The sequence below is a fragment of the Streptosporangium longisporum genome (assembly GCF_039534895.1).
Lineage (GTDB): Bacteria > Actinomycetota > Actinomycetes > Streptosporangiales > Streptosporangiaceae > Streptosporangium > Streptosporangium longisporum.
This window is the reverse complement of sequence record NZ_BAAAWD010000011.1, coordinates 1-19,016: the sequence shown is the minus strand read 5'-3', so window position 1 is coordinate 19,016 and position 19,016 is coordinate 1. Positions and strand designations below refer to the sequence as shown.

The following is a 19,016-nucleotide window of genomic DNA, read 5'->3' as shown; positions in this document are numbered from 1 at the left end:
ACCATGTACGAGGCCGAGCTGGCGGACGTCTACGACGCGATCTACGCCGGGCGCGGCAAGGACTACGAGGCCGAGGCGGCGACCGTCGCCGAGCTGGTCCGCGCGCGGCTGCCCGGGGCGTCGTCCCTGCTGGACGTGGCCTGCGGGACCGGGTCCCACCTGAGGCACTTCGCCGGGCTCTTCGGCCACGTCGAGGGGCTGGAGCTGTCGGCGGACATGCTGGCCGTGGCCAGGACGCGGATGCCCGGGGTGCCCGCCCACGAGGGCGACATGCGCGACTTCGCCCTCGGGCGCACCTTCGACGCGGTCACCTGCATGTTCAGCTCCATCGCCTACATGCGCGACGAGCGGGAGCTGGCGGCGGCCGTCGGGACGATGGCCGCCCACCTGGTCCCCGGGGGCGTCCTGGTCATCGAGCCGTGGTGGTTCCCCGAGTCGTTCCTGCCCGGCTACGTGGCCGGGGACGTGGTCACCGTGGACGGCCGCACCCTGGCCCGGGTCTCGCGCACGGTCCGGGAGGGCGGCGCGAGCGTCATGGAGGTCCACTACGTGGTGGCCGACGCCGCCTCGCCCGCCCGTCACTTCACCGTCACCCACGTGAACACCCTGTTCACCCGGGAGCAGTACGAGACCGCGTTCACCGGGGCCGGACTGAAGGTGGACTACATCGAGGGCGGCCCCTCGGGGCGGGGGCTGTTCGCCGGGACGCTCGGCTGACCCTCCGACCGGCCGCGCAGGAAGCTCTGGATGAGGGACGGCAGGCGCTCCCTGACCGGGCACACGCCGTACGCGCCCGCCTGGCGCACGGCCGCGCTCAGGTTGGGCAACTCCCTCTCGAACCAGGTCCTGGCCTGCTCGGCGCTGCCGAAGCGCAGGGTCGCCACCCCGTCGGGTGCCAGCGGGGGCGGCGGGAGGGGGTAGCGCGCCGGGTACAGCAGGCGGATCGCGGCGTCCGCGGTGCGCAGGTAGTGGGTGACCAGCCGGGAGACGGCCGCCCGCCGCGTCCGGTAGGACATCTCGGCCATGGCGCGGTCCTTGGCGTACGCGCGCAGCATGTCGTCGTGGAACCTGAGCCGGTTGCACGGCGTGATCCGCAGCAGGTGCCCGCTCAGCAGGAAGTCGACCGTCCGCCTGGCGCGGTCGTGGTCCACGTCCGCCATGATCGCGGCCGTCACCAGGTCGAACGTCGAGCCGCCGTGCAGGCCCATCAGGCGGAACATCTCCGCGGCCTCGGCGGGCAGCGCGCGGTAGGAGGAGGAGAACACCGACCGCATCGACGACTGCTCGTCGCACTCGGTGTCGGCGCTCTCCAGCAGCTCCTCCCGCTCCGGGATCGTCCGGGTGGCGACGGCGATCCCGCCGTGGAACCGGCTGGTCATCCGCTCCGCCGCGATCCGCAGCGCGATCGGGAGGTAGTCGCCCACCTGGCAGAGCCGGTCGACCAGGGGACGCTCGGCCTCCCCGCTGGCCTGCCTGATGACGTTCTTCACCAGCGTGACCGCGTCGTCCTGGGGCATCAGGTCCAGGGTCACGCGCAATGCCCCGTCGCGGGTGGTCAGCCCCGACAGCCTGTTCCTGCTCGTGACCAGCACCAGGCACGACGGGTCGCCGGGCAGCAGGGGCCGCACCTGCTCGGCCGACCTGGCGTTGTCCAGCACGATCAGGATCCGCCGGCCCGTCACCAGGCTCCGGTAGCGGGACGAGAGGGCCTGCAGGTCCTCGGACGGGTCGGGGACGCTGCCGAGCCCGGCGAGCAGGTGGCGCAGCGCCTCGGCCGGTTCCATCGGCTCGGCCTCGTTGGAGAAGCCCCGCAGGTCCAGGTGGAGCTGGCCGCCCTGGAACCGGTCGGTGAGCCCGCGGGCGAAGCGCACGGCCAGTGCCGACTTGCCCACGCCGGGGGCGCCGCTGACCAGGATGACCCCGGCCTCGCCGAGGACCTCGGCCGCCGAGACGAACTCCTCCAGCCGTCGCAGCTCCTCGCGCCGCCCGGTGAACCCCGGGACGTCACGGGGGAGCTGGGCGGGCACCACGAACACCGGGAAGCCGCCGCTGCCGTGGGGGGTCAGCGTCGGGAAGCCGCCGCTGCCCTGGGAGGTCAGCGTCGCCGGGGAGTCGGCGGGCACGGGCGAGCTCAGGGTGCCGTTCAGGATCTGGTCGTGACACCTGCGCAGGTCCTCGCCCGGTTCGATGCCCAGCTCCCTGATGAGCAGGCGCCGCACGCTGTGGAACTGCTTCAGCGCGTCGGCCCGCCGCCCGCAGCGGTAGTGGGCCACCATGAGCAGGTAGTGCAGCCGTTCCCGCAGCGGGTGGGTGCGGACCAGGCCGGACAGGTCACCGATGATCTCGCCCGCGCGGTCGGCCTCCAGCAGGAGCTGGGCGCGGTCCTCGATGGCCGTGAAGCGCAGCTCCTCCAGCCGGGTCCGCTCGGCGTCCGCCAGCGGGCCGACCACGCCGCCCAGCGCCGGTCCGCGCCACAGCGACAGCGCGGTGTCCAGCCTCTCGACCACCTGGGGCCAGGGACCGAAGCGCTGCAGGTGCCGGACGCTGTCCAGGTGCTGTTCGAAGATCTGGGCGTCGATGCTGCGCGGGTCGAGCGCGAGCATGTAGCCCGTGCCGTCGCCCACCAGCATCTCGGAGGGCGCCCTCGGCGGCCTCAATGGTTCAAAAATGCGCCTTAGACGTGCTATGTATGTATAAATGCTGCTTTCAACAGTTGTGGGGGCATTTCCTCCCCAGACGGCGTTGATCAGTTCCTGCCGGCTCACCGAGGTTCCCGGACGTGTCGCCAGCGCCACGAAGAGGCTACGCTGCGTAGGCGATCCCAGGTCGAGCTCATGATCGCCTCTCATCGCGCGCACGGGCCCGAGGAGACGTACCTGCACCTGGTCGTTCAACGACGCTCTCCCAATCTCAGCCCGAGCAGAGATGCGGTGGAAGGACACCTGAGCGCGCGCTCAGGATCAAATGCTCGGACCTACGCATATAGCCATACCCATGGCAACGAACCAGGAGCAAGTCAGGTTCCTTGGGTGACGTTATTGTTATCTCCGTCACGGGAACCCCACCCGTCCCCCCGGTTCACCGGTGAGGGGGTGTCTCGCTGGCGGGACACCCCGTGCCCGGCGACGGGACACCGGGCCGCCGCGCCCCGGGTGGGTGCCGGACGGCCGGACGCGGGTGCCCCGCGGGCCGCTCCGGAGCACCCCTGAAGATCACCCCGGCCGGTACGCGGACGGCGCCGGGGGCCGTCCCGGGGTCCGCGCCGGGACCGCCCCGGCCGGTCGCGCGCACCCCGTCCCGGACCTGCCCGGGACCCGTCCCGGACGGTGGCGCGGACCCGCTCGGGCGGGCCGCCACGGCCACCGCCCGAAAGCGCGGGAAAAACACGGGAAATCAACGGGAAGGCCACCGGGCAGGAGCACGGTGACGAAGGCCGGAGCACCGGGAAAACCGGCGCGACCCTTGTGAACCGGTGCCCGCATGTAATAGAAGATCTGTTCCCGGCTCGTACGGAAAAGCGTATCCGAGCCGGTGACGAACCCCCTGGCCCTCGGTTACCGTCGAGCCCGGCATGGGATTCCCGAACTTCCCGGTGAGGCGCTGGTGGCCATCGACGACATTGATTCTCCGCGAGGTGCTCCGCCCAGGAGGGTGGTCGTCACCGGCTATGGGGTCGTCTCGCCCTTCGGGGTGGGCTGGGAAACCACGTGGTCCAATCTGATTCAGGGCACCAGCGCCATTCGCGAGATTTCCGGAATGGACGTCTCCGGTCTTCCCGTCAGAATCGGCGGCCAGATCGTGGATTTCGACCCCGAGGAGTGGCTGCCGGCCTCCCTGGTGCGGCGCACCACCAGACCGGCGCACCTGGCCCTGGTGGCCGCGGTGCTCGCGCTCAAGGACGCCGGCCTGGAGGTCGACGCCGCCCTCGCGCCCGCGGTGGGGGTGACGGTGGGCAGCGCCTGCGGCGCGAGCAGCGTGCTCGTCGACGCGGGGGCCGCGTTCGCCGCACGCGGCTTCATGGCGCTGAGCCCCTACACCTTCACCTCGACGGGTGTGGTCACGGTCGCCTCCGAGGTCGCCCTGCACGTCGGCGCCCAGGGCCCCTCCGCCTGCATCACGACCGCCTGCGCCACCGGGGCGACCTGCGTCGGCGAGGCCATGAGACTGATCCGGAGGGGCGAGGCGGACGTCGTCCTGGCCGGCGGGGCCGACGACGCCCTGACCCCCTTCGACCTGGCCGCCGCGGCCAGGGCCAGGGCGCTCTCCCGGCGCAACGACGACCCGGGCGCCGCCAGCAGGCCCTTCGACACCGGCCGCGACGGGTTCGTGATGAGCGCGGGCTCCGGGGTCCTGGTGCTGGAGAGCGAGGAGCACGCCGCGGCGCGCGGGGCCCGGGTGTACGGGGAGGTGGCCGGGTACGGCGCCAGCACCGACGCCTACAACCTGACCAGCCCGCATCCGGAGGGGACCGCCGTGGAGCGGGCCGTGCGCCTGGCCCTGAAGGACGCCGGCGTCACCCCGGACGAGGTCGGATACGTCAACGCGCACGGCACCGGCACCCGGATGAACGACACCGCCGAGATCAAGGTGATCCGCCGGGTGTTCGGCGAGCGGGCCACGTCGATGCCGGTGAGCTCGACCAAGAGCATGACGGGCCACATGCTCGGGGCGGCCGGCGCCGTCGAGGCGATGGTCGCCCTGGAGGCCGTCCGCACCGGGATCGCGCCGCCCACGGTCAACTGCGACGACCCCGAGGACCCGGAGATGAACTTCGTGGCGCACCGAGCCCAGGAACACACGGCGGACGTGGCCGTCAGCAATTCCTTCGGATTCGGCGGCCACAACGCGGTCCTGGTGCTGCGCCGCCCGCGGGATGTGTCACCCTGACCGGCACGGAAAGTCGGGAAAGCCGTCCAATGTGATCGTGAAGGGATATCGGAAAATGTCCGCAGAGCAACAGGAAATGCTTTCCAGCCTGGCCGAGATCGTGGAGAGGGTGGCGGGCGTGCCCGCAGAGAGGGTATTGCCGGAGAAATCATTCACCGACGACCTGGCCCTCGATTCCCTGGCCGTCGTGGAGGTCGCCTTCTCCATGCAGGAGCACACCGGCATTGACATTCCGGAAGAGGACCTGGCACGTATAAGAACGGTCCAGGACTTCCTCGACCTCGTCGAGCACTCCGCGGAGCGGAATTGACCTCCCAGTGCGTTCCCGAACACGGCGGCGTGGCCTCCTCCCACGCCGCCGACGTCTACACCGAGGTGTCGCCGCAGGAGCTGCTCGGCTCCGGGTTCGCGGCACCGCGGATCAACGACGACCCCTGGCTGGTCCGCTGGGACCTGCTCGGCCCCGGCACCGACGTCGACGCGTTCGTCCTGGACCGCCTGGCCGCGACCGTGGACCTGGAGACCTCGGGCAGCACCGGCCCGAGCCGGTGCTGGCGGCGGACGCGCGAGCAGATGTGGGCCGAGGCGGGCCTGCTGGCCGCGCTGGTCGAGCGGGACCGCCCGCAGGCGCTGCTGTCCTTCGCGCCGCCCAAGCACGTGTACGGCGCGCTCGCGAGCGTGCTCGTGCCCGCCCGCCTGCGCCTGCCCGCCTGGTACCGCCCCCGCTACTTCGGCGCCATGCCGGCCCCGCAGGACCTGCGCTGGGCGATCGTGGCGGTGCCCTGGACCTTCTCCATCCTGCGCAGGCACGCCTCCTGGGTCGGCGGGACCGAGCACCTGAGCGTGCTGCACAGCACCGCGACCCTCCCGCTGGCGGCCGAGTCCCTTGTCGAGGAGACCGGGCGCGAGCGGATACGCGTCGTGGAGGTCTTCGGCTCGACCGAGGCCGGTGGCATCGCCTCCCGCACCTGGGGCCCGGACCGGCCGCCGTGGGAGCTGTTCGCGGACGTCGAGTTCGCCCCCCGCGCCGAGACCCCCGCCGAGACCCCCGCCGAGACCCCCGCCGCTTCCGGAGACGCGTCCGCCGCCACGCCGGGCGACGTGACCACGGGCGCCCACGACGGCGACATCGACGGCCCCGACGGCGACGTCGACGGCGCTCCCGGCGAGGAGACGCCGCTGGTGGTGCGCAGCCCCCGGCTGGCGTTCCGGCCGGGCGAGGCCCCCGCCGACGTCTGGCGGACCGACGACTACGTACGGCGGCTCGACGCGCGCCGGTTCCGTTTCGACGGGCGGCGCGACCGGCTCGTGAAGATCAACGGCCGCCGGGTCGACCTCGACCGGCTGGAGGAGTCGGTCAGATCGGTGCTGCGCTGCGCGGACCTGGCCTTCCTCCCGGTCACCGACGCCTTCAGCGGCGAGAACTTCGACCTGCTCGTGGTCCCGGAGGGCGAGGGAGCCCTGTCCGTCACGGAGGTGCGCGCGGCCGTGGGACGGTTCGACGCCCGCCCCCGGCAGGTGCGCCTGGTCGATCGGATCGACCGTTCCGACACCGGCAAGCTCCGGCGACTACAGCGACCTTCCCTTTCCGACGCGGGAGCAGACACGTGACAGCCTTGATCGACGGACGTTCCACCGACAACCTGGCCTCGATCGTCAGGAGCACGCGCTGGGACGCGCGGATGGAGCCCTGCGACCACGAGGAGGTCCGCCGCATGCGGGCCAGCGTGGACCTGCTGGCCGAGCGGCTCTCCGGCGACGAGTCGGTGTACGGGGTCACCCACGGCTTCGGCCCCCTGGTGGCGTTCTCCGCGTCCGACTCCCCGATGGAGCAGGGCGCCGGGCTGATCGCCCACCTGGGCTCCGCCCAGGGCAGGCCGCTGGATCCCGAGGTGTGCCGCCTGATCGTCTGGCTCCGTCTCAGCAGCATGCGCAAGGGGCACTCGGCCGTGTCGCCGGACTTCTGGCAGACCCTGGCCGACCTGTGGAACGACGGCTTCACGCCGTCGATCCCGCGCGACGGCACGGTGAGTGCCAGCGGGGACCTGCAGCCGCTCGCCCACGCGGCGCTGGCCCACGCGGGCAATGGGGAGGCATGGGTGCGCGGTGACGACGGCTGGTCGGTGGTGCCCGCCTCGCGGGCCCTGGCCGACATGGACGCCAAACCCGTCGAGTGGTCGGCCCGGGAGGCGCTGGCCTTCGTCAACGGGACCAGCGTCAGCCTGGCGGTGTGCATCCTGAACCACCAGGCGGTGCTCAGGCTGGTACGGGCCGTCGGCATCCTCACGGCGAGGATCGCCGACATCCTGGGCTCCAACCCGGAGGCCTACCACGCCGGGATAGGCCGGGTCCGGGGCCAGACGGGGCAGCTCACCGTGGCCCGGTGGATCCGCGAGGACCTTCCGGCCGACATGGAGCGCAACCCCCTGCGGCCGCTGCAGGAGCCCTACAGCCTCCGGTGCGCCCCGCAGGTCCTCGGCGCGGTGCTCGACCAGCTCTACGGGGCCGAGGAGATCCTCGTCCGCGAGGCCATGGGCTGCACGGACAACCCCGTCTTCTACGAGGGCGAGCTGCTGCACGGCGGCAACTTCCACGCCATGCCGGTCGGCCTGTGCTCCGACCAGATCGGCCTGTGCCTGCAGCAGGTGGCCTTCCTCGCCGAACGGCAGCTCGCCCTGCTGTGCGATCCGTCCTACAACGGCGGCGCGCCGCCGATGCTCACCCCCCGTCCCGGGGCGGGGAGCGGCCTGGCCGGGGTGCAGCTCAGCGCCACCTCGTTCGTCTCCAGGATCAGGCAGCTCGCCTACCCGGCCTCCCTGACCGCGCTGCCGACGAACGGCGGCAACCAGGACCACGTGCCGATGGCGCTCAACGGGGCCAACTCCGTGGCCGAGGCCGTGGAGCTGGCGTGGCTGGTCGTCGGCTCCCTCGCGCTTGGCGTGGCCCAGCGGGGAGCGCTCGCGGGGCGGAACGAGACGGCCACCGGCCTGTGGGCCGACCTGGCCCGCGTGTCGCCTCCGCTGCAGGCCGACCGGCCGCTCGCGGCCGAGGTGCGCGCCGCCAGCCGCCTGCTGCAGGAGGCCGCGGAGAACCTGCTCGCCCGCGAGGAATGACATCCTCGCGAGGACCGGTCCTTTCGGGAGCCGGAATTCCCGGGAAATCCCGGCTCCCGCGCGGGACGCGATTCCCCGGGACCTGGCTCCCGCGGGAAAAGAAGGACGCCGGGGCTCGCCCCGGCGGCGGAAAGGCGTTCCTCCCCCCGGGGGAACGCTCATGAGAACGTGAAATTCGAAAGGTCTGGTAAATACGGTGGCCAAAGCAACACGCCGTGGATTCCTGGAAGTGATGGCCGTCGCGGGAGGGGCGGCCGTCGGGCTGGCCGCCGGTGACTCGGAGGCGAGCGCCACCGCGGGGAGGACCTCCGCCGGCTGCCCGCCGACGCCGGGCGCGGCGACGATCGGCCCGGACGACCCGCGCTACGCCGAGCTCGTCACGAGGGGCTACAACGCGCGCTTCATGGCGCAGCCGGAGTCGGTCCGCGTCGTCCACTCCGCCCAGCAGATCGTGCAGGTGGTCAACGAGGCCGTACGCGCGAACAAGAAGATCGTCGTGCGCAGCGGCGGCCACTGCTTCGAGAACTTCGTGGACGACCCCTCGGTGTCGATCATCATCGACATCTCGGAGATGAACGACGTCTACTTCGACCCCCACCACAAGGCGTTCGCGATCGAGGCCGGTGCCACGCTCGGCAAGGCGTACCGCTCGCTCTACCTCGGCTGGGGCGTCACGGTCCCGGCCGGCGGCTGCCCGAGCGTCGGCGCGGGAGGCCACATCGCCGGCGGCGGGTACGGCCCCCAGTCGCGCAGGCACGGGCTGGTGATCGACCACCTCTACGGCGTGGAGGTCGTCGTGGTCGACCGCTCGGGCCGGGCCCGGATCGTCGTCGCCACCCGCGAGGCCCGCGACCCCAACCGGGACCTGTGGTGGGCGCACGCCGGAGGCGGCGGCGGGAACTTCGGCATCGTCACCCGCTACCTGATGCGCTCCCCGAATGTCAGGGGCAACGACCCCTCGACCCTGCTGCCCAAGCCCCCCGCGCGGCAGTACGTGGTCTCGGCCAGCTGGAGCTGGGAGAACATGACCGAGGAGTCGCTCTCCCGGCTGGCCGACAACTACGCCCGCTGGCAGCAGCAGAACCACGCCGAGCCCACCTTCGAGAGCATGGACAGCTCGCTGACCATGTACCACCGCTCCAGCGGGAAGATCGAGCTGTTCGCGGCCATGGACGGCGACGTCCCCGGCGCGGACGGCATCCTGTGGACGCTGGTGCAGACCGTCGGCGAGGGCGTCGGCATCGAGCCGACCTTCGACTACTTCAGCGTGGCGCCGTGGATGAAGGTGACCCTGTCCTACGACTCCGGGGCCGGCGCGTACGCGCTCATGTTCAAGTCGAAGGCCGCCTACCTGAAGAAGCCCTGGACCCCGGCGCAGCTGAAGGTCATCTACAGGTTCCTGACCGAGGGCGAGGGCGACGTCGGCGCGTCGGTCTACCTGATGTCGCTCGGCGGGAAGATCAACGCCGTGGATCCCGCGGCCACGGCCAACCCGCACCGGGTCGCACCGCTCATCGGCTTCTTCGACATCGGCTGGTGGGACCCGGCCGAGGAGGAGAAGTGGCTGACGTCGATCCGCGAGGTCTACCGGGAGGTGCACGCGGACACCGGAGGCGTCCCCGTGCCCGGCGACGCCTATGACGGCGCGTACATCAACTACCCCGACAACGACCTCGCCGACCCGGCGCTGAACACCTCCGGGGTGCCCTGGCACACGCTGTACTACAAGGACAACTACCCGAAGCTGCAGCAGGTCAAGGCCAAGTGGGACCCCAAGAACGTGTTCAACCACGCGTTGTCGGTCCGGCTCCCGGGAGCCTCGCACTCCCTGCCCCCGCAGCCCCGCCCGGACGCCTCCCGCAGGTCGGCGAGGACCGAGCCCAAGAAGTACCCGGCCAGGGTGTCGCCGAGGCACGCGAACAACCTGCGCTCGCTCGGCGAGCCGGGCTGATCGAAGGGGCCGCCCGCCGTGCCCTCCGGCCCGGCGGGCGGCCCCGTGCGCGGGTCCCTAGCGCGGCGTCAGGTAGATGACCCCGAGGTTGCGCCGCCGGATCGCCTCGGCCAGCTCCTCGCGGGTCGGCATGCGGTCGACGTGGACGACGATGCCGAGCCGCTGGTTCGCCTCCTTGAGCCCGATCTTCCTGACCAGGCCCTCCATCTCGGTGGCCATGGCGTCGGGGTCGTCCATCAGCTCGGCGCGCATGGGGGTGCGCCTGCCCATGTCCGTCACCTCGACGTCGGCGCCGCCGCGCAGGTTCACCTTCCACCGGGCCTCGGTGTAGACGCACAGCCTGCCGTCCTCGTCCTGCTTCATGACGGGAACCTCGTACCGCTTTCCGGTCTTTCTCCCGGTGAAATGAAGAAGGATCACGCCGCCGACGGAGCGTGCTTTCCCCTTGCGCACCTGCACGCGCATCAGGGGATTGAAGAGGCGCATCATGAATTTCATCATGATGGGCGTTTCCTTGATGGTCACCGCATGAGCCGTGTTTTCCGCCATGACCCATTGTTTCATCTTCGCGATGATTTAAAAAAGGGCGGCGCCCGATCCGGCCGGGGGACGGTTCACCGGCGGCGAAACATGGGATGATCGGATGTATGTTCGGACAGAGGAGGGCGGACGGCGCCGGCCGGTGGGCGGCGCGGAGCACGGAGCGGGTTCAGAGCGGGTTCAGGCGAGGCGTCTGCTCCTCGCGTCGGCGTCCCCGGCGTCCCCGGCGTCACGGGCGCCCCCGCCCCCGCGGGTGCCTCCGGTACTTCCGGTGCTTCCGGTCGCCCCGGAATGACCGGTGTCGCGGGCGGTCTCGCCGGGGCGCCGGCTCGCCCTGCCGCCCACGAACGTGGCCACGCACCGGCCCGGCCCCTCGTGCAGCAGGACCGTGTACGGGTCCCGCTCGCCGGCCTCCACCGCGAAGACCGCGAAGTCGGCGCGCCCGCCCCGGTCCAGGCAGCCCAGGCGGCCGGGGCCCTCGTCCATGCCCAGCGCCCGCGCGCCGCCCCGCGTCACGGCCTCGACCAGGAGCCGGTCGTGCTCGGGCGCGCGGGAGAGGGCACGGGCGACGGCCAGCGGGTCGCCGCCGGTACGGGTGCCGATCGCGATCGCGCTCTCGCCGTCGAGCAGCCCGTCGGCGGCGAACGGCGACGAGATGGCGACGACCGTGCCGCGGGCCCGCAGGAGCTTGCGGTCGGCCTCGTCCAGCGGGCGGGAGATCGCGATGTGACAGCCGGCGTCGAGCGCGCCGACCTCGTCGAGGAAGGCGACGGTGTGGCGTCCGGGCTCGACGTGCAGCCGCAGGCCGAACGTCCTGGACAGGACGGTCAGGTCCTCCATCACGACCGGATCGGAGGAGTGGGCGGCGATGCCGATGACGCCCGGATGGTCGACCTCGCGGATCGCGGTGATCAGCCGGTCGCGTGCCTCGTCCTCCCAGCGGTCCTCGTCCTCGCAGCGGGTCTCCAGGTAGGTGACGCCGCCCAGCCCGGCCTCGCCGAGGGTGGAGGCCGCGTCGAGGTCGGCGGCGATGCCCCCGGCGGCGGTGACGCCGTACGCCGAGACCGGGGCCGCGGCGCGGTCGAGCCGCAGATGCGCGTCGATCAGGCCCGGCACGATCATTCCCGGCCAGTGGACCGGGGTGAGCAGGGGATGGGCGGCCACGATCTCGGCGCGCGGGCCGACCCGGGCGATCCGGTCGTTCCGCACGACGATCGCGCCGTCCCTGACCGGCGGGCCGCAGACGGGGAGCACGATGGGGGCGCAGTGGACGGAGACGGTGGCCCTGGCGCGCGTGCCGATGGTCCGACCGGCACGGGTGGGCATAGGCGCTCCTGTGTGTTCGTCCCCTTCGGAGAGGTTAAGGGGAGTGGCCCCCGATCTCAAATGGGTCTCCGGCGGGTCTCGCCTCCATGCTTCCTGACAGCGGGTTGTTGATCCCGCTGTAAGCGATCTATAGCGTCATTTATCGTGACTCGTCCCCCTAGGCTGATGAAAGCATCGATCGCCACGGTCATGCTGATTCTCGCCGGTCTCGCCACCTCCCTCCCCGCCGCCGCCGACCCCGCACCGGACCCCGAGCACCCCTGGCGCCTGGAGCAGTGGCCCAGGACCCAGCCCTGGCAGCAGGACGCCCCCGCCACCCCCGACGCCGACACCGCGCGCCGCGCCGAACCGGGCGCCCCCGCCCCGATCGACCCGCAGAACTGGAAGAACCCGGACCACATGACGTGGGCCGACTACCGCAAGCCCCCCGGCACGAACTGGGCCGACCCCGCGGTCAAGGGCTCCAAGCGGACCTTCCGCGGCGCGCTCGTCCTGGCCGACTACCCCGGCCGGCCGTTCGTGGTCACCCAGCCCAAGGGGTCCACGGTCTTCGGAAACCCCAGCGCCGAGGCCCACGACATCCCCCGCGACCAGGTCGCCGGCTTCTACCGGGACTTCCTCAACACCCCCGGCGCCCTCAACCGGGGCCACACCATCCACGAGTACTGGATGGAGGACTCCGGGGGCCGCTACGGCGTGGAGCTGACCGCGTTCGGGCCGTACGAGATGCCCGGCAAGTCGCACGAGTACGCCATGGAGTTCCAGGGCGGCACGGCCTGCCCGGCCGGTGACACCTGCAACCGCAACCTGCGCACCGACGCGCGGGCCGCCTGGACCGGCGCGGCGGGCCCCGAGGTGCCCGCGGGCTTCGACTTCGTCTTCTACCTGAGCGCGGGCCAGGACGAGTCGGCCACCTGGCAGGAGTTCGGCCCGATCAAGTTCCCGACCAAGGAGGCGGTGACCGACGCCTTCGGCCCGCCCGACGAGAGCCTGCCCAACTGGGCCAGGACCCGCTACGTGGAGTGGACCTCCTGGGCCTCGGCCTCCTCGATCTGGCCCAACGCCGGGGGCGGCTCCTCCACCCAGGCCGAGAGCTCCGGGCAGGGCGTCTACGCCCACGAGCTCAGCCACATCCTCGGCATCGGCGACAACTACAACAACCCGTTCGGGGTGCCGCCGCGCCGGGCCTACACCGGCATCTGGGAGATGCTCAGCCGGGGCAGCTTCAACGGCCCCGGCGGCCCGCACAGCCGCTGGCTGATCCCGCCCACCGCGGGCGCCTCGATGGGCGCCCAGCACATGCTCCGCAACAAGATCAAGCTGGAGATGGTGGACGAGGCCAACGTGCTGCGCCTGTCCAGGGACGCGCTGGCCGAGTCCGGTCTCGTCGTGGCCAAGGTGACCGCCCGGGTCGTCAAGCCGGGGGCCGAGGACCTGTCCGGCGTCAACATCGCCTTCACCGGCGGCGACCGCGCCCCGGCCTGCGACGTGAGCACCGACCCGTTCTGCGACGGCGGCGGCTACGACAACTACACGATCGAGGTCGTGGACCGGATGGGCGCCGACTCCTTCACGCCCGACTCCGGCGTGCTGCTGGCCAAGACCAAGAACGTCGACCAGGCCCCCTTCGAGTGGGTGGTCGACGCCAACCCGCAGGACATCGGCATGACCGACTACGTCCTGCCGGACGGCACCGCCGTGCCCATCACGATCGGCGACTACCGCCAGCTCTCGGACGCGCTGTTCCACGCCGGCACCGGCTCGGGATCGGAGTTCGAGTACGTGGACCGGGCCAACCGGCTGCACTTCTACGTGCTGGACCTCAAGCGCGACCGCAAGGGCGTGCTCTCCTACACCGTGGCGGTCCGCTCCCTGGACGGCGCCGGGCCGAGCAGGCGCGGGGTGAAGGTGCTGCCCACCCTGGGCCTGCCGTCCCGGGACGGCCGCTCGACGTGCCGCTTCCCGCTGTTCAACACCGGTAGGACCGCCCCGGCCCAGGGGACGCACCCCGAGGACGTGAGCGCCCACCTCTCCGGTGACGTCTACCGGCTCTCGGCGACGGTCACGGGACGGGGCTGGACGGTCTCGCTGCCCAACGAGCTCGCCACCGCCGACGCCGGCCGGAGCACCCGGGTCACGGTCGACGCCCGCAGGGCCTCCACGGGCGCCCGCCTCGGCACGGTGACCCTGACCGCGGTCTCCGAGAGCGACCCGTCCAGGACGGCCACGGCGACCTGCCACGTGCTGGGCCGCTGAGGGCCCGCGTCACCCGGGCCGGATGCCCGGGTGACGCGGCGCCGCGGGTGGACGTCTGATTCAATCTCCAGGAATCGAAGGACATGCCGGTCGGCGGGGGCCGCGGGCGTGCCGTGGTCCTCGTGCGAGGGGTGTGGATGACCGGGGCGCCGAACGTGCCTGATCAGCCCGACCTGCGGTCGCCCGCCCGGCGGCCGGGACGCCGGATCCGGCTCGCCGCGCCCGCGGCGGCCGGGCTGGCCGCCGCCATGGCCAGCGTCCTGGCCACCTCGCTGGACGTGTGGGAGCTTCCCCTGCAGGCCAAGGTCGGCGTCACCGCGCTCGCCGGCCTGCTGGTCGGCCTGCTCACCTGGGCGACGGCCGGCAGCCGCGGTCCCGAGGAGCGGGGCGCCTCGGCCGGGACGGTGTGGCGCCCGCCCGACCAGTGGCCGCCGGTCACCGCGCACTTCACCGGCCGCACCGGGTCGCTGGCCGAGCTGCGCGAGGTCTTCGCCGCGCGCCGCCGCTCCCGCGACCACGCCGACGCCGCCCCCCTGGTCGTCTCGGTGTACGGCAGGGGCGGGGTCGGCAAGTCCGCGCTCATCGCCCGGTTCGGCAACGAGATCGCCGACGACTTCCCCGACGGCCGCCTGTACGCCGACCTGCGCGGCCAGGTGGAGGCCCCGGTCGACCCCGCCGAGGTGCTGATCGGGTTCCTGCGCGCGCTCGGCGTGCGGCTCACCACCGACCCCGGCGGGCTGGCCGAGCTGCGCACCCTCTGGCTGACCTGGACCAAGGGCAGGCGCATCCTGATCTTCCTGGACAACGCCCGCGACGGCGACCAGGTCAAGTCCCTGATCCCGGCCGAGCCCGGCTGCGCGGTCATGGTTACCTCCCGGCAGCCGCTCTTCCTGCTCAACACCTACGACAAGCAGCTGTCGGTGTTCGACGAGGCGCAGGGCGTGGAACTGCTGGCCAGGCTGGCCGGGAACGACCGGGTCTCCGCCGACCCGGAGGCGGCCCGGGAGATCGTACGGATGTGCGACCACCTGCCGCTGGCCATCGGCATCTGCGGCGGACGCCTGGCCACCAGGGAGAACTGGACCCTGCGCCGGCTCGCCGACCGGCTGCTGGACGAGCGCAGGCGGCTGGACCAGCTGGAGATCGCCCGCAGCCTCGACAAGAGCGTGCGCGCCTCCCTGCAGCTCAGCTACGACGACTGCACCGGCCTGCAACGCCGCCTGCTGCGCCTGCTCAGCCTGGTCGCCGCCCCGGACGTGCCCGGCTGGGTGGCCGGTGAGCTGCTGGCCACCTCCGAGGTGGAGGGGGCCGACCAGCTGGAGGCGCTCATCGACGCCCAGCTCGCCGAGTGCTCGGGGACCGACCTGTCGGGGGTGATGCGCTACCGGCTGCACGACCTGGTGAAGATCTTCGCCCGCGAGCCGGCGCTCACCGACGACGAGGCCCGCCGCCGGGCCGCCATCGAGCGGGTCCTGTCCGGCTACCGCCGCCGGGCCGAGGCCGCGGCCGTGGCGCGCTGGCCCCAGGACTGGGGACGCGTCAGGCCCGCCGGGCAGGACCCGGGGCCGGAGCCGGTGACGCGGGCCGAGGTCTCGGCGGCCGACTGGCTCAACGCCGAGCGCCTGACCCTGGTCGCGGTCATCGGCCAGGCCAGGAGCATGGAGATGTGGGAGCTGGCCCTGGGGCCTGGGCAGGGCCTTCTGCTCGCTGTGCCACTCGCTGCGGGCCTACTGGTCGGACTGGCGGGCGGTCGCCGAGATCCTGTGCGAGGCCGCGGAGCGGACGGGCGACCCGCGGGCCCTGGCCATCGCGCTGCTGGACCGGGCGGCGGTGGCGGGCGGGCAGGGCGATCACCGCGCCGCCCTGCGGGACGCCGAGCGGGCGCTGGAGGTCTTCGACGGGCTCGGCGAGTCCTGGTGGGCGGCGCGGGCGATGCGCGCGGTCGGCATGACGCTGTTCAACGACGGCAACCTCGACCGGGGGCAGGGCCACCTGATCGACGCGATCACCGTCTTCACCGACGAGGACGACCGGTGGTGGGCGGCCAGGACCCGGCGCAACCTCGCCGAGCTCCGGCTGGCCCAGCGCAGGCCCGCCGAGGCGCGGGAGCTGCTGGAGGACGCGCTGCGGGTGTTCGAGCGCGACCGCAAACCGCTACTCCGAGGCGCAGACGCTGCGCGCCTACGGCGAGGTGCTCGGCGCGACGGCCAGGGCGCTGCGCGCCGCGGGTGACGACCGCGCCGCCGGGGACGACTTCGCCAGGGCCGGTTTCAGTCTCGACCGGGCCGCGGAGATGTTCCGGCTCCGCGGCGAGCTGTGGGAGGAGGCCCGGTGCCTGCGCGCGGCCGGCGAGGTCGGCGACCCGGCCAACGCGCTGCGCGAGCTCACCTACGTGCGCCGGGCCGACGAGATCCTGGTCGCGCTCGGCGACACGTGGGGGGTCGCCAGGACCGAGCTGTCGGCCGGACGCGCCCTGGGCAGGCTGGGCCGTACGCGCGAGGCGCGCGCCAGTCTGGGACGGGCCCGTGCGCGCCTTCGAGGAGCTGGGCGACCGCTGGTGGATGGCCAGGAGCCTGCGCTACCTGGGGGAGGCGCACCTGGAGGCGGGGGACGACCGGGCCGCGGTGGACGTCCTGCGGCGAGCGCAGGACATCTACCGCAGCCTGGGCAACCGGTCCGGCATGAACCGCACCCTGGAACTGCTGCGCCGCGCGGGAGGCTGAGCCCCGCCCGCCGTACCGGGCCGGGGCGTGCCGGTCCGGAGGCCGCGCCGGGGTGCCTGGCCGGGGTCCGGGTGGGGGTGCCGCGCCGGGGCCGCGCGGGGTCGCGCGGAGTCGGGGACCGGTGGCCGGGGTCAGGGGCCGGCGGCCGGCAGCAGGTGGCGGGCGGTCAGGCGGGCCTCGTCGATGCTCTCCTGGAAGAGCCGCTCCACCTGCCGGGCCTGCTCGGTCAGCTGGCCGAGCCCGGGGGCGGCGAGCGCGTCCTCGGTGGTCTCGGCGACCAGCGCCTCGTAGCGCGGGGCCTGCTCGGCGAGCTCCTGGAGCCGCCGGTGGGCGCGGTAGACGTCGTCGGCCCTGCGGACCTGCCCGGCGTACTCCTCCAGCGTGCGGATCCGCGCGTCCAGCGAGCGCTCGGCGGTCTCCAGGGCCGCGGTGTAGGGGGCGAAGGCGTCGGCGATCCGGGCGGGAGCGGGTCGCGGCATCAGCCGCCGGTGGTCGGCCCTCAGCTCCGAGAGCCGCTTCAGCTTCGAGGCGATCTGCCAGGTCTGGTCGGGCAGCGTCACCGCGTTGTCGATCGTGTCGAGCAGGTCGCTTGTTGACCTCGGAGTCGAGCACCGTCTCGGTGGCCTCCTGCGTGCGGCGGAGCAGGTCGCCGCAGTCGGGGTCGAGATCCTCGGGCAGGATGTACCGGTCGCGGTGGCGCATGGCCGTGCGGAAGCGGCGCCATGCCCGGTGGCCCTTGACGTCGCCGCTCAACCGGACATCGAGGACAGGAAGATCGCGATGCTGATGACGATGAGGCCCGCGGTGAGACTCAGCCCCATCAGGAACAGCAGGAACAGCAGGGTCGCGCACACCCTGGGGGTGCTGGCAGCTTGGGCGGGGGAGCATGCCCCCCTCCGGGCCGCGCGCAGCGCCGTCGCGTCGGCGCGCAGCGCCGACGCCACGGTGGGGCGGCAGGGAGGGATCGATCAGAAGGTGAGGGGGACGTCTCCTCGGACTCACGCGACCTCCTCGCGGCGAAGCACGGCCGGCCCCTTCCACGGGCCTCATATGAGTTAAGACGAATTTGTCCGGCAACGTTCAAATATGACGGTAATTACGGAAGCAACCGCCTCCCGTTAACGGCCTGTACGTAAGCGGCGTATAACTCGGGAGCGATGAGAGACTTCACGCGTTGGATCGAACTCGAAGGTGCCGTCAACGTCCGTGACCTGGGCGGGCTCGCCACCGTGGACGGTGGCACCACACGCTTCGGCGGATCTACCGGGCCGACAACCTCCAGGGACTGACCGAGCGGGACGTGCGCGTGCTCGTCTGGCGAGCGCGAAACATCCGCCACGTCGTCGACCTGCGCTCCGGGCGGAGGTGCGCCTGGAGGGCCCGGGGCCGCTCACCGCGTGCCGAGGTGAGCATCCACCACCTCACGCTCTTCGCCGAGGGCGCCGGTACACGACGTCGAGGCCGACACCATCGAGGCCGACAGTGCTGCCCTGGACCGGGCGGGACGACGAGCGCACGGCCGAGCTGCGGGTGACCGGCTACTACTACGGCTACGTCCGCGACCGTCCCGACTCGGTGCTGGCGGCGCTGCGGGCCATGGCCCGCGACGACGGCGCGTGATCGTGCACTGCGCCGCGGGCAAGGACCGCACCGGCGTGCTCAGCGCCCTGGCGCTGGAGGTCGCCGGGGCCACCCGGGAGGCGATCGTCGACGACTACGTCGCCCACGGGCGACCGCCTGGAGCCATCCTCGTCCGGCTGCGCGCCAGCGAGACCTAACCGCGCGCCGACCTCGACACCCGGCCGGCCGACGACCACCGGCCCAGGGCCGAGTACATGGAGCAGTTCCTGCGCGTCATGGACGAGCGCTTCGGGGGGCCGTTGAGCTGCTCACCTCGCAGGGCTGGACCGAGTCCGACTCCCGGCTGCTGCGCGCCCGCCTGCGCGACTGACCAGCCTGACCCGGCCGATCCGCCGATCCGGGTTTCTCCGGAGGGCGGGCGCCGTCAGGGAGCGGCCGGCTCCGGGAGGGCCGCAGACCCCGGAGGCCCGGGTCTCCGGCCGCCGCGGGAGGCGGCCGGTCTCACAGGGTGACGAACCCGGCGTTCGGCGCCGAGAGCCGGCGGCCTCCAGGACGACCAGCGCCCGGACGACCTCCTCCGGCTCGACCGGCGGCGGGGCGCCGTCGCGCAGGCAGGCCAGCACGCCGGGTAGAAACCGG

21 protein-coding genes and 1 pseudogene are annotated in these 19,016 nt (G+C 72.6%); 13 read left to right on the top strand and 9 right to left on the bottom strand.

The genetic code is table 11. From position 1 onward, the window contains the following. Positions 1-3 precede the first annotated feature (3 nt). Positions 4-717 (top strand): class I SAM-dependent DNA methyltransferase, encoded by a 714-nt coding sequence (locus ABD832_RS20645; protein ID WP_344897875.1) that lies wholly within the window; start codon positions 4-6, stop codon positions 715-717. Here ABD832_RS20645 and ABD832_RS20640 read toward each other — a convergent pair. Continuing rightward, on the bottom strand, positions 663-2,849 hold the full coding sequence (locus ABD832_RS20640) for an AfsR/SARP family transcriptional regulator (RefSeq protein ID WP_344898139.1): 2,187 nt from the start codon (positions 2,847-2,849) through the stop codon (positions 663-665). The genes ABD832_RS20645 and ABD832_RS20640 overlap by 55 nt on opposite strands. Before the next feature lie 682 nt (positions 2,850-3,531). Between ABD832_RS20640 and ABD832_RS20635 the strand changes: the two genes are divergently transcribed. The 5 genes from ABD832_RS20635 (at position 3,532) to ABD832_RS20615 (ending at position 9,951) form a co-directional block, all read left to right on the top strand. Beyond that, the gene (locus tag ABD832_RS20635) at positions 3,532-4,887 is read left to right on the top strand and encodes a beta-ketoacyl-[acyl-carrier-protein] synthase family protein (protein WP_344897872.1); all 1,356 of its coding nucleotides are present in this window, start codon (positions 3,532-3,534) and stop codon (positions 4,885-4,887) included. Between the two features lie 37 nt (positions 4,888-4,924). Next, positions 4,925-5,197 (top strand): acyl carrier protein, encoded by a 273-nt coding sequence (locus ABD832_RS20630; protein ID WP_344897869.1) that lies wholly within the window; start codon positions 4,925-4,927, stop codon positions 5,195-5,197. Continuing rightward, complete coding sequence (locus ABD832_RS20625; RefSeq protein WP_344897866.1) at positions 5,194-6,498, top strand: class I adenylate-forming enzyme family protein; 1,305 nt, start codon at positions 5,194-5,196, stop codon at positions 6,496-6,498. Before ABD832_RS20630 ends, ABD832_RS20625 begins: the two co-directional genes overlap by 4 nt. Continuing rightward, positions 6,495-8,000, top strand: coding sequence for an aromatic amino acid lyase (locus ABD832_RS20620; protein ID WP_344897863.1), 1,506 nt, complete (start codon positions 6,495-6,497; stop codon positions 7,998-8,000). The genes ABD832_RS20625 and ABD832_RS20620 overlap by 4 nt, the downstream gene beginning before the upstream one ends. A 196-nt stretch (positions 8,001-8,196) precedes the next feature. Next, positions 8,197-9,951: an FAD-binding oxidoreductase gene (locus tag ABD832_RS20615; RefSeq protein WP_344897860.1), complete on the top strand. Its 1,755-nt coding sequence runs from the start codon at positions 8,197-8,199 to the stop codon at positions 9,949-9,951. A 57-nt stretch (positions 9,952-10,008) separates the two neighbouring features. Here the strand turns inward: ABD832_RS20615 and ABD832_RS20610 are convergent, their stop codons facing one another. Beyond that, entirely contained in the window at positions 10,009-10,416 is a 408-nt protein-coding gene (locus ABD832_RS20610) for a nitroreductase/quinone reductase family protein (RefSeq protein WP_344898137.1), read from the bottom strand. On the opposite strand from ABD832_RS20610, the gene ABD832_RS20605 reads away from it, so the two are divergent. After that, a complete protein-coding gene (locus tag ABD832_RS20605; RefSeq protein WP_344898157.1) occupies positions 10,357-10,590 on the top strand; it encodes a hypothetical protein in 234 nt (77 codons plus the stop codon). The two genes, ABD832_RS20610 and ABD832_RS20605, sit on opposite strands and share 60 nt — an antisense overlap. 81 nt (positions 10,591-10,671) lie before the next feature. Here the strand turns inward: ABD832_RS20605 and ABD832_RS20600 are convergent, their stop codons facing one another. Then, entirely contained in the window at positions 10,672-11,817 is a 1,146-nt protein-coding gene (locus tag ABD832_RS20600; protein WP_344897857.1) for an amidohydrolase family protein, read from the bottom strand. Positions 11,818-11,982: 165 nt separating this feature from the next. Here ABD832_RS20600 and ABD832_RS20595 point away from each other — a divergent pair, with 165 nt between their 5' ends. Next, positions 11,983-14,073 carry a M6 family metalloprotease domain-containing protein gene (locus tag ABD832_RS20595; protein ID WP_344897854.1) on the top strand — a complete coding sequence of 697 codons (2,091 nt, stop codon included), beginning with the start codon at positions 11,983-11,985 and terminating at the stop codon, positions 14,071-14,073. 163 nt (positions 14,074-14,236) lie between these two features. On the opposite strand, the gene ABD832_RS42535 is transcribed toward ABD832_RS20595, so the two are convergent. The 4 genes from ABD832_RS42535 to ABD832_RS42520 all read right to left on the bottom strand — a co-directional run bounded on the left by ABD832_RS42535 (position 14,237) and on the right by ABD832_RS42520 (position 15,715). Then, a complete protein-coding gene (locus tag ABD832_RS42535) occupies positions 14,237-14,938 on the bottom strand; it encodes a hypothetical protein (protein ID WP_486389080.1) in 702 nt (233 codons plus the stop codon). Positions 14,939-14,974: 36 nt separating this feature from the next. Further along, positions 14,975-15,235, bottom strand: coding sequence for a hypothetical protein (locus tag ABD832_RS42530; RefSeq protein WP_486389079.1), 261 nt, complete (start codon positions 15,233-15,235; stop codon positions 14,975-14,977). A gap of 27 nt (positions 15,236-15,262) precedes the next feature. Continuing rightward, positions 15,263-15,403: a hypothetical protein gene (locus tag ABD832_RS42525; protein WP_486389078.1), complete on the bottom strand. Its 141-nt coding sequence runs from the start codon at positions 15,401-15,403 to the stop codon at positions 15,263-15,265. A gap of 150 nt (positions 15,404-15,553) precedes the next feature. Beyond that, positions 15,554-15,715, bottom strand: coding sequence for a hypothetical protein (locus ABD832_RS42520; RefSeq protein WP_486389077.1), 162 nt, complete (start codon positions 15,713-15,715; stop codon positions 15,554-15,556). A 290-nt stretch (positions 15,716-16,005) separates the two neighbouring features. Between ABD832_RS42520 and ABD832_RS42220 the strand changes: the two genes are divergently transcribed. After that, positions 16,006-16,305 carry a tetratricopeptide repeat protein gene (locus tag ABD832_RS42220; RefSeq protein WP_425582623.1) on the top strand — a complete coding sequence of 100 codons (300 nt, stop codon included), beginning with the start codon at positions 16,006-16,008 and terminating at the stop codon, positions 16,303-16,305. Positions 16,306-16,598: 293 nt separating this feature from the next. Further along, entirely contained in the window at positions 16,599-16,796 is a 198-nt protein-coding gene (locus ABD832_RS42515; protein ID WP_486389076.1) for a hypothetical protein, read from the top strand. 131 nt (positions 16,797-16,927) lie between these two features. Here ABD832_RS42515 and ABD832_RS20585 read toward each other — a convergent pair whose 3' ends face one another. Together ABD832_RS20585 and ABD832_RS20580 are read right to left on the bottom strand one after the other, a co-directional pair. Next, positions 16,928-17,356, bottom strand: coding sequence for a hypothetical protein (locus tag ABD832_RS20585; protein WP_344897847.1), 429 nt, complete (start codon positions 17,354-17,356; stop codon positions 16,928-16,930). A gap of 189 nt (positions 17,357-17,545) precedes the next feature. Beyond that, positions 17,546-17,740 carry a hypothetical protein gene (locus ABD832_RS20580; RefSeq protein ID WP_344897844.1) on the bottom strand — a complete coding sequence of 65 codons (195 nt, stop codon included), beginning with the start codon at positions 17,738-17,740 and terminating at the stop codon, positions 17,546-17,548. Between the two features lie 213 nt (positions 17,741-17,953). Here ABD832_RS20580 and ABD832_RS42215 point away from each other — a divergent pair. From ABD832_RS42215 to ABD832_RS20565, 3 genes and pseudogenes are all read left to right on the top strand, one after another. Further along, positions 17,954-18,330: pseudogene (locus ABD832_RS42215) on the top strand (tyrosine-protein phosphatase). Next, positions 18,279-18,416, top strand: a complete 138-nt coding sequence (locus ABD832_RS20570) for a hypothetical protein (RefSeq protein WP_344897838.1) — start codon at positions 18,279-18,281, stop codon at positions 18,414-18,416. The pseudogene ABD832_RS42215 and the gene ABD832_RS20570 overlap by 52 nt, the downstream one beginning before the upstream one ends. After that, on the top strand, positions 18,413-18,574 hold the full coding sequence (locus ABD832_RS20565; protein ID WP_344897835.1) for a tyrosine-protein phosphatase: 162 nt from the start codon (positions 18,413-18,415) through the stop codon (positions 18,572-18,574). The genes ABD832_RS20570 and ABD832_RS20565 overlap by 4 nt, the downstream gene beginning before the upstream one ends. Positions 18,575-19,016: the final 442 nt, after the last annotated feature.

Coding starts and splice junctions, on each gene's coding strand:
- ABD832_RS20600 (WP_344897857.1), bottom strand. CDS start 11,817: ATGCCCACCCGTGCCGGTCGGACCATCGGCACGCGCGCCAGGGCCACC.
- ABD832_RS42520 (WP_486389077.1), bottom strand. CDS start 15,715: ATGACCGCGACCAGGGTCAGGCGCTCGGCGTTGAGCCAGTCGGCCGCC.
- ABD832_RS42220 (WP_425582623.1), top strand. CDS start 16,006: ATGCGCGCGGTCGGCATGACGCTGTTCAACGACGGCAACCTCGACCGG.
- ABD832_RS20605 (WP_344898157.1), top strand. CDS start 10,357: ATGAAGAAGGATCACGCCGCCGACGGAGCGTGCTTTCCCCTTGCGCAC.
- ABD832_RS20640 (WP_344898139.1), bottom strand. CDS start 2,849: ATGAGAGGCGATCATGAGCTCGACCTGGGATCGCCTACGCAGCGTAGC.
- ABD832_RS20645 (WP_344897875.1), top strand. CDS start 4: ATGTACGAGGCCGAGCTGGCGGACGTCTACGACGCGATCTACGCCGGG.
- ABD832_RS20610 (WP_344898137.1), bottom strand. CDS start 10,416: ATGCGCGTGCAGGTGCGCAAGGGGAAAGCACGCTCCGTCGGCGGCGTG.
- ABD832_RS42525 (WP_486389078.1), bottom strand. CDS start 15,403: ATGAGCGCCTCCAGCTGGTCGGCCCCCTCCACCTCGGAGGTGGCCAGC.
- ABD832_RS42535 (WP_486389080.1), bottom strand. CDS start 14,938: ATGACCGCGCAGCCGGGCTCGGCCGGGATCAGGGACTTGACCTGGTCG.
- ABD832_RS20595 (WP_344897854.1), top strand. CDS start 11,983: ATGAAAGCATCGATCGCCACGGTCATGCTGATTCTCGCCGGTCTCGCC.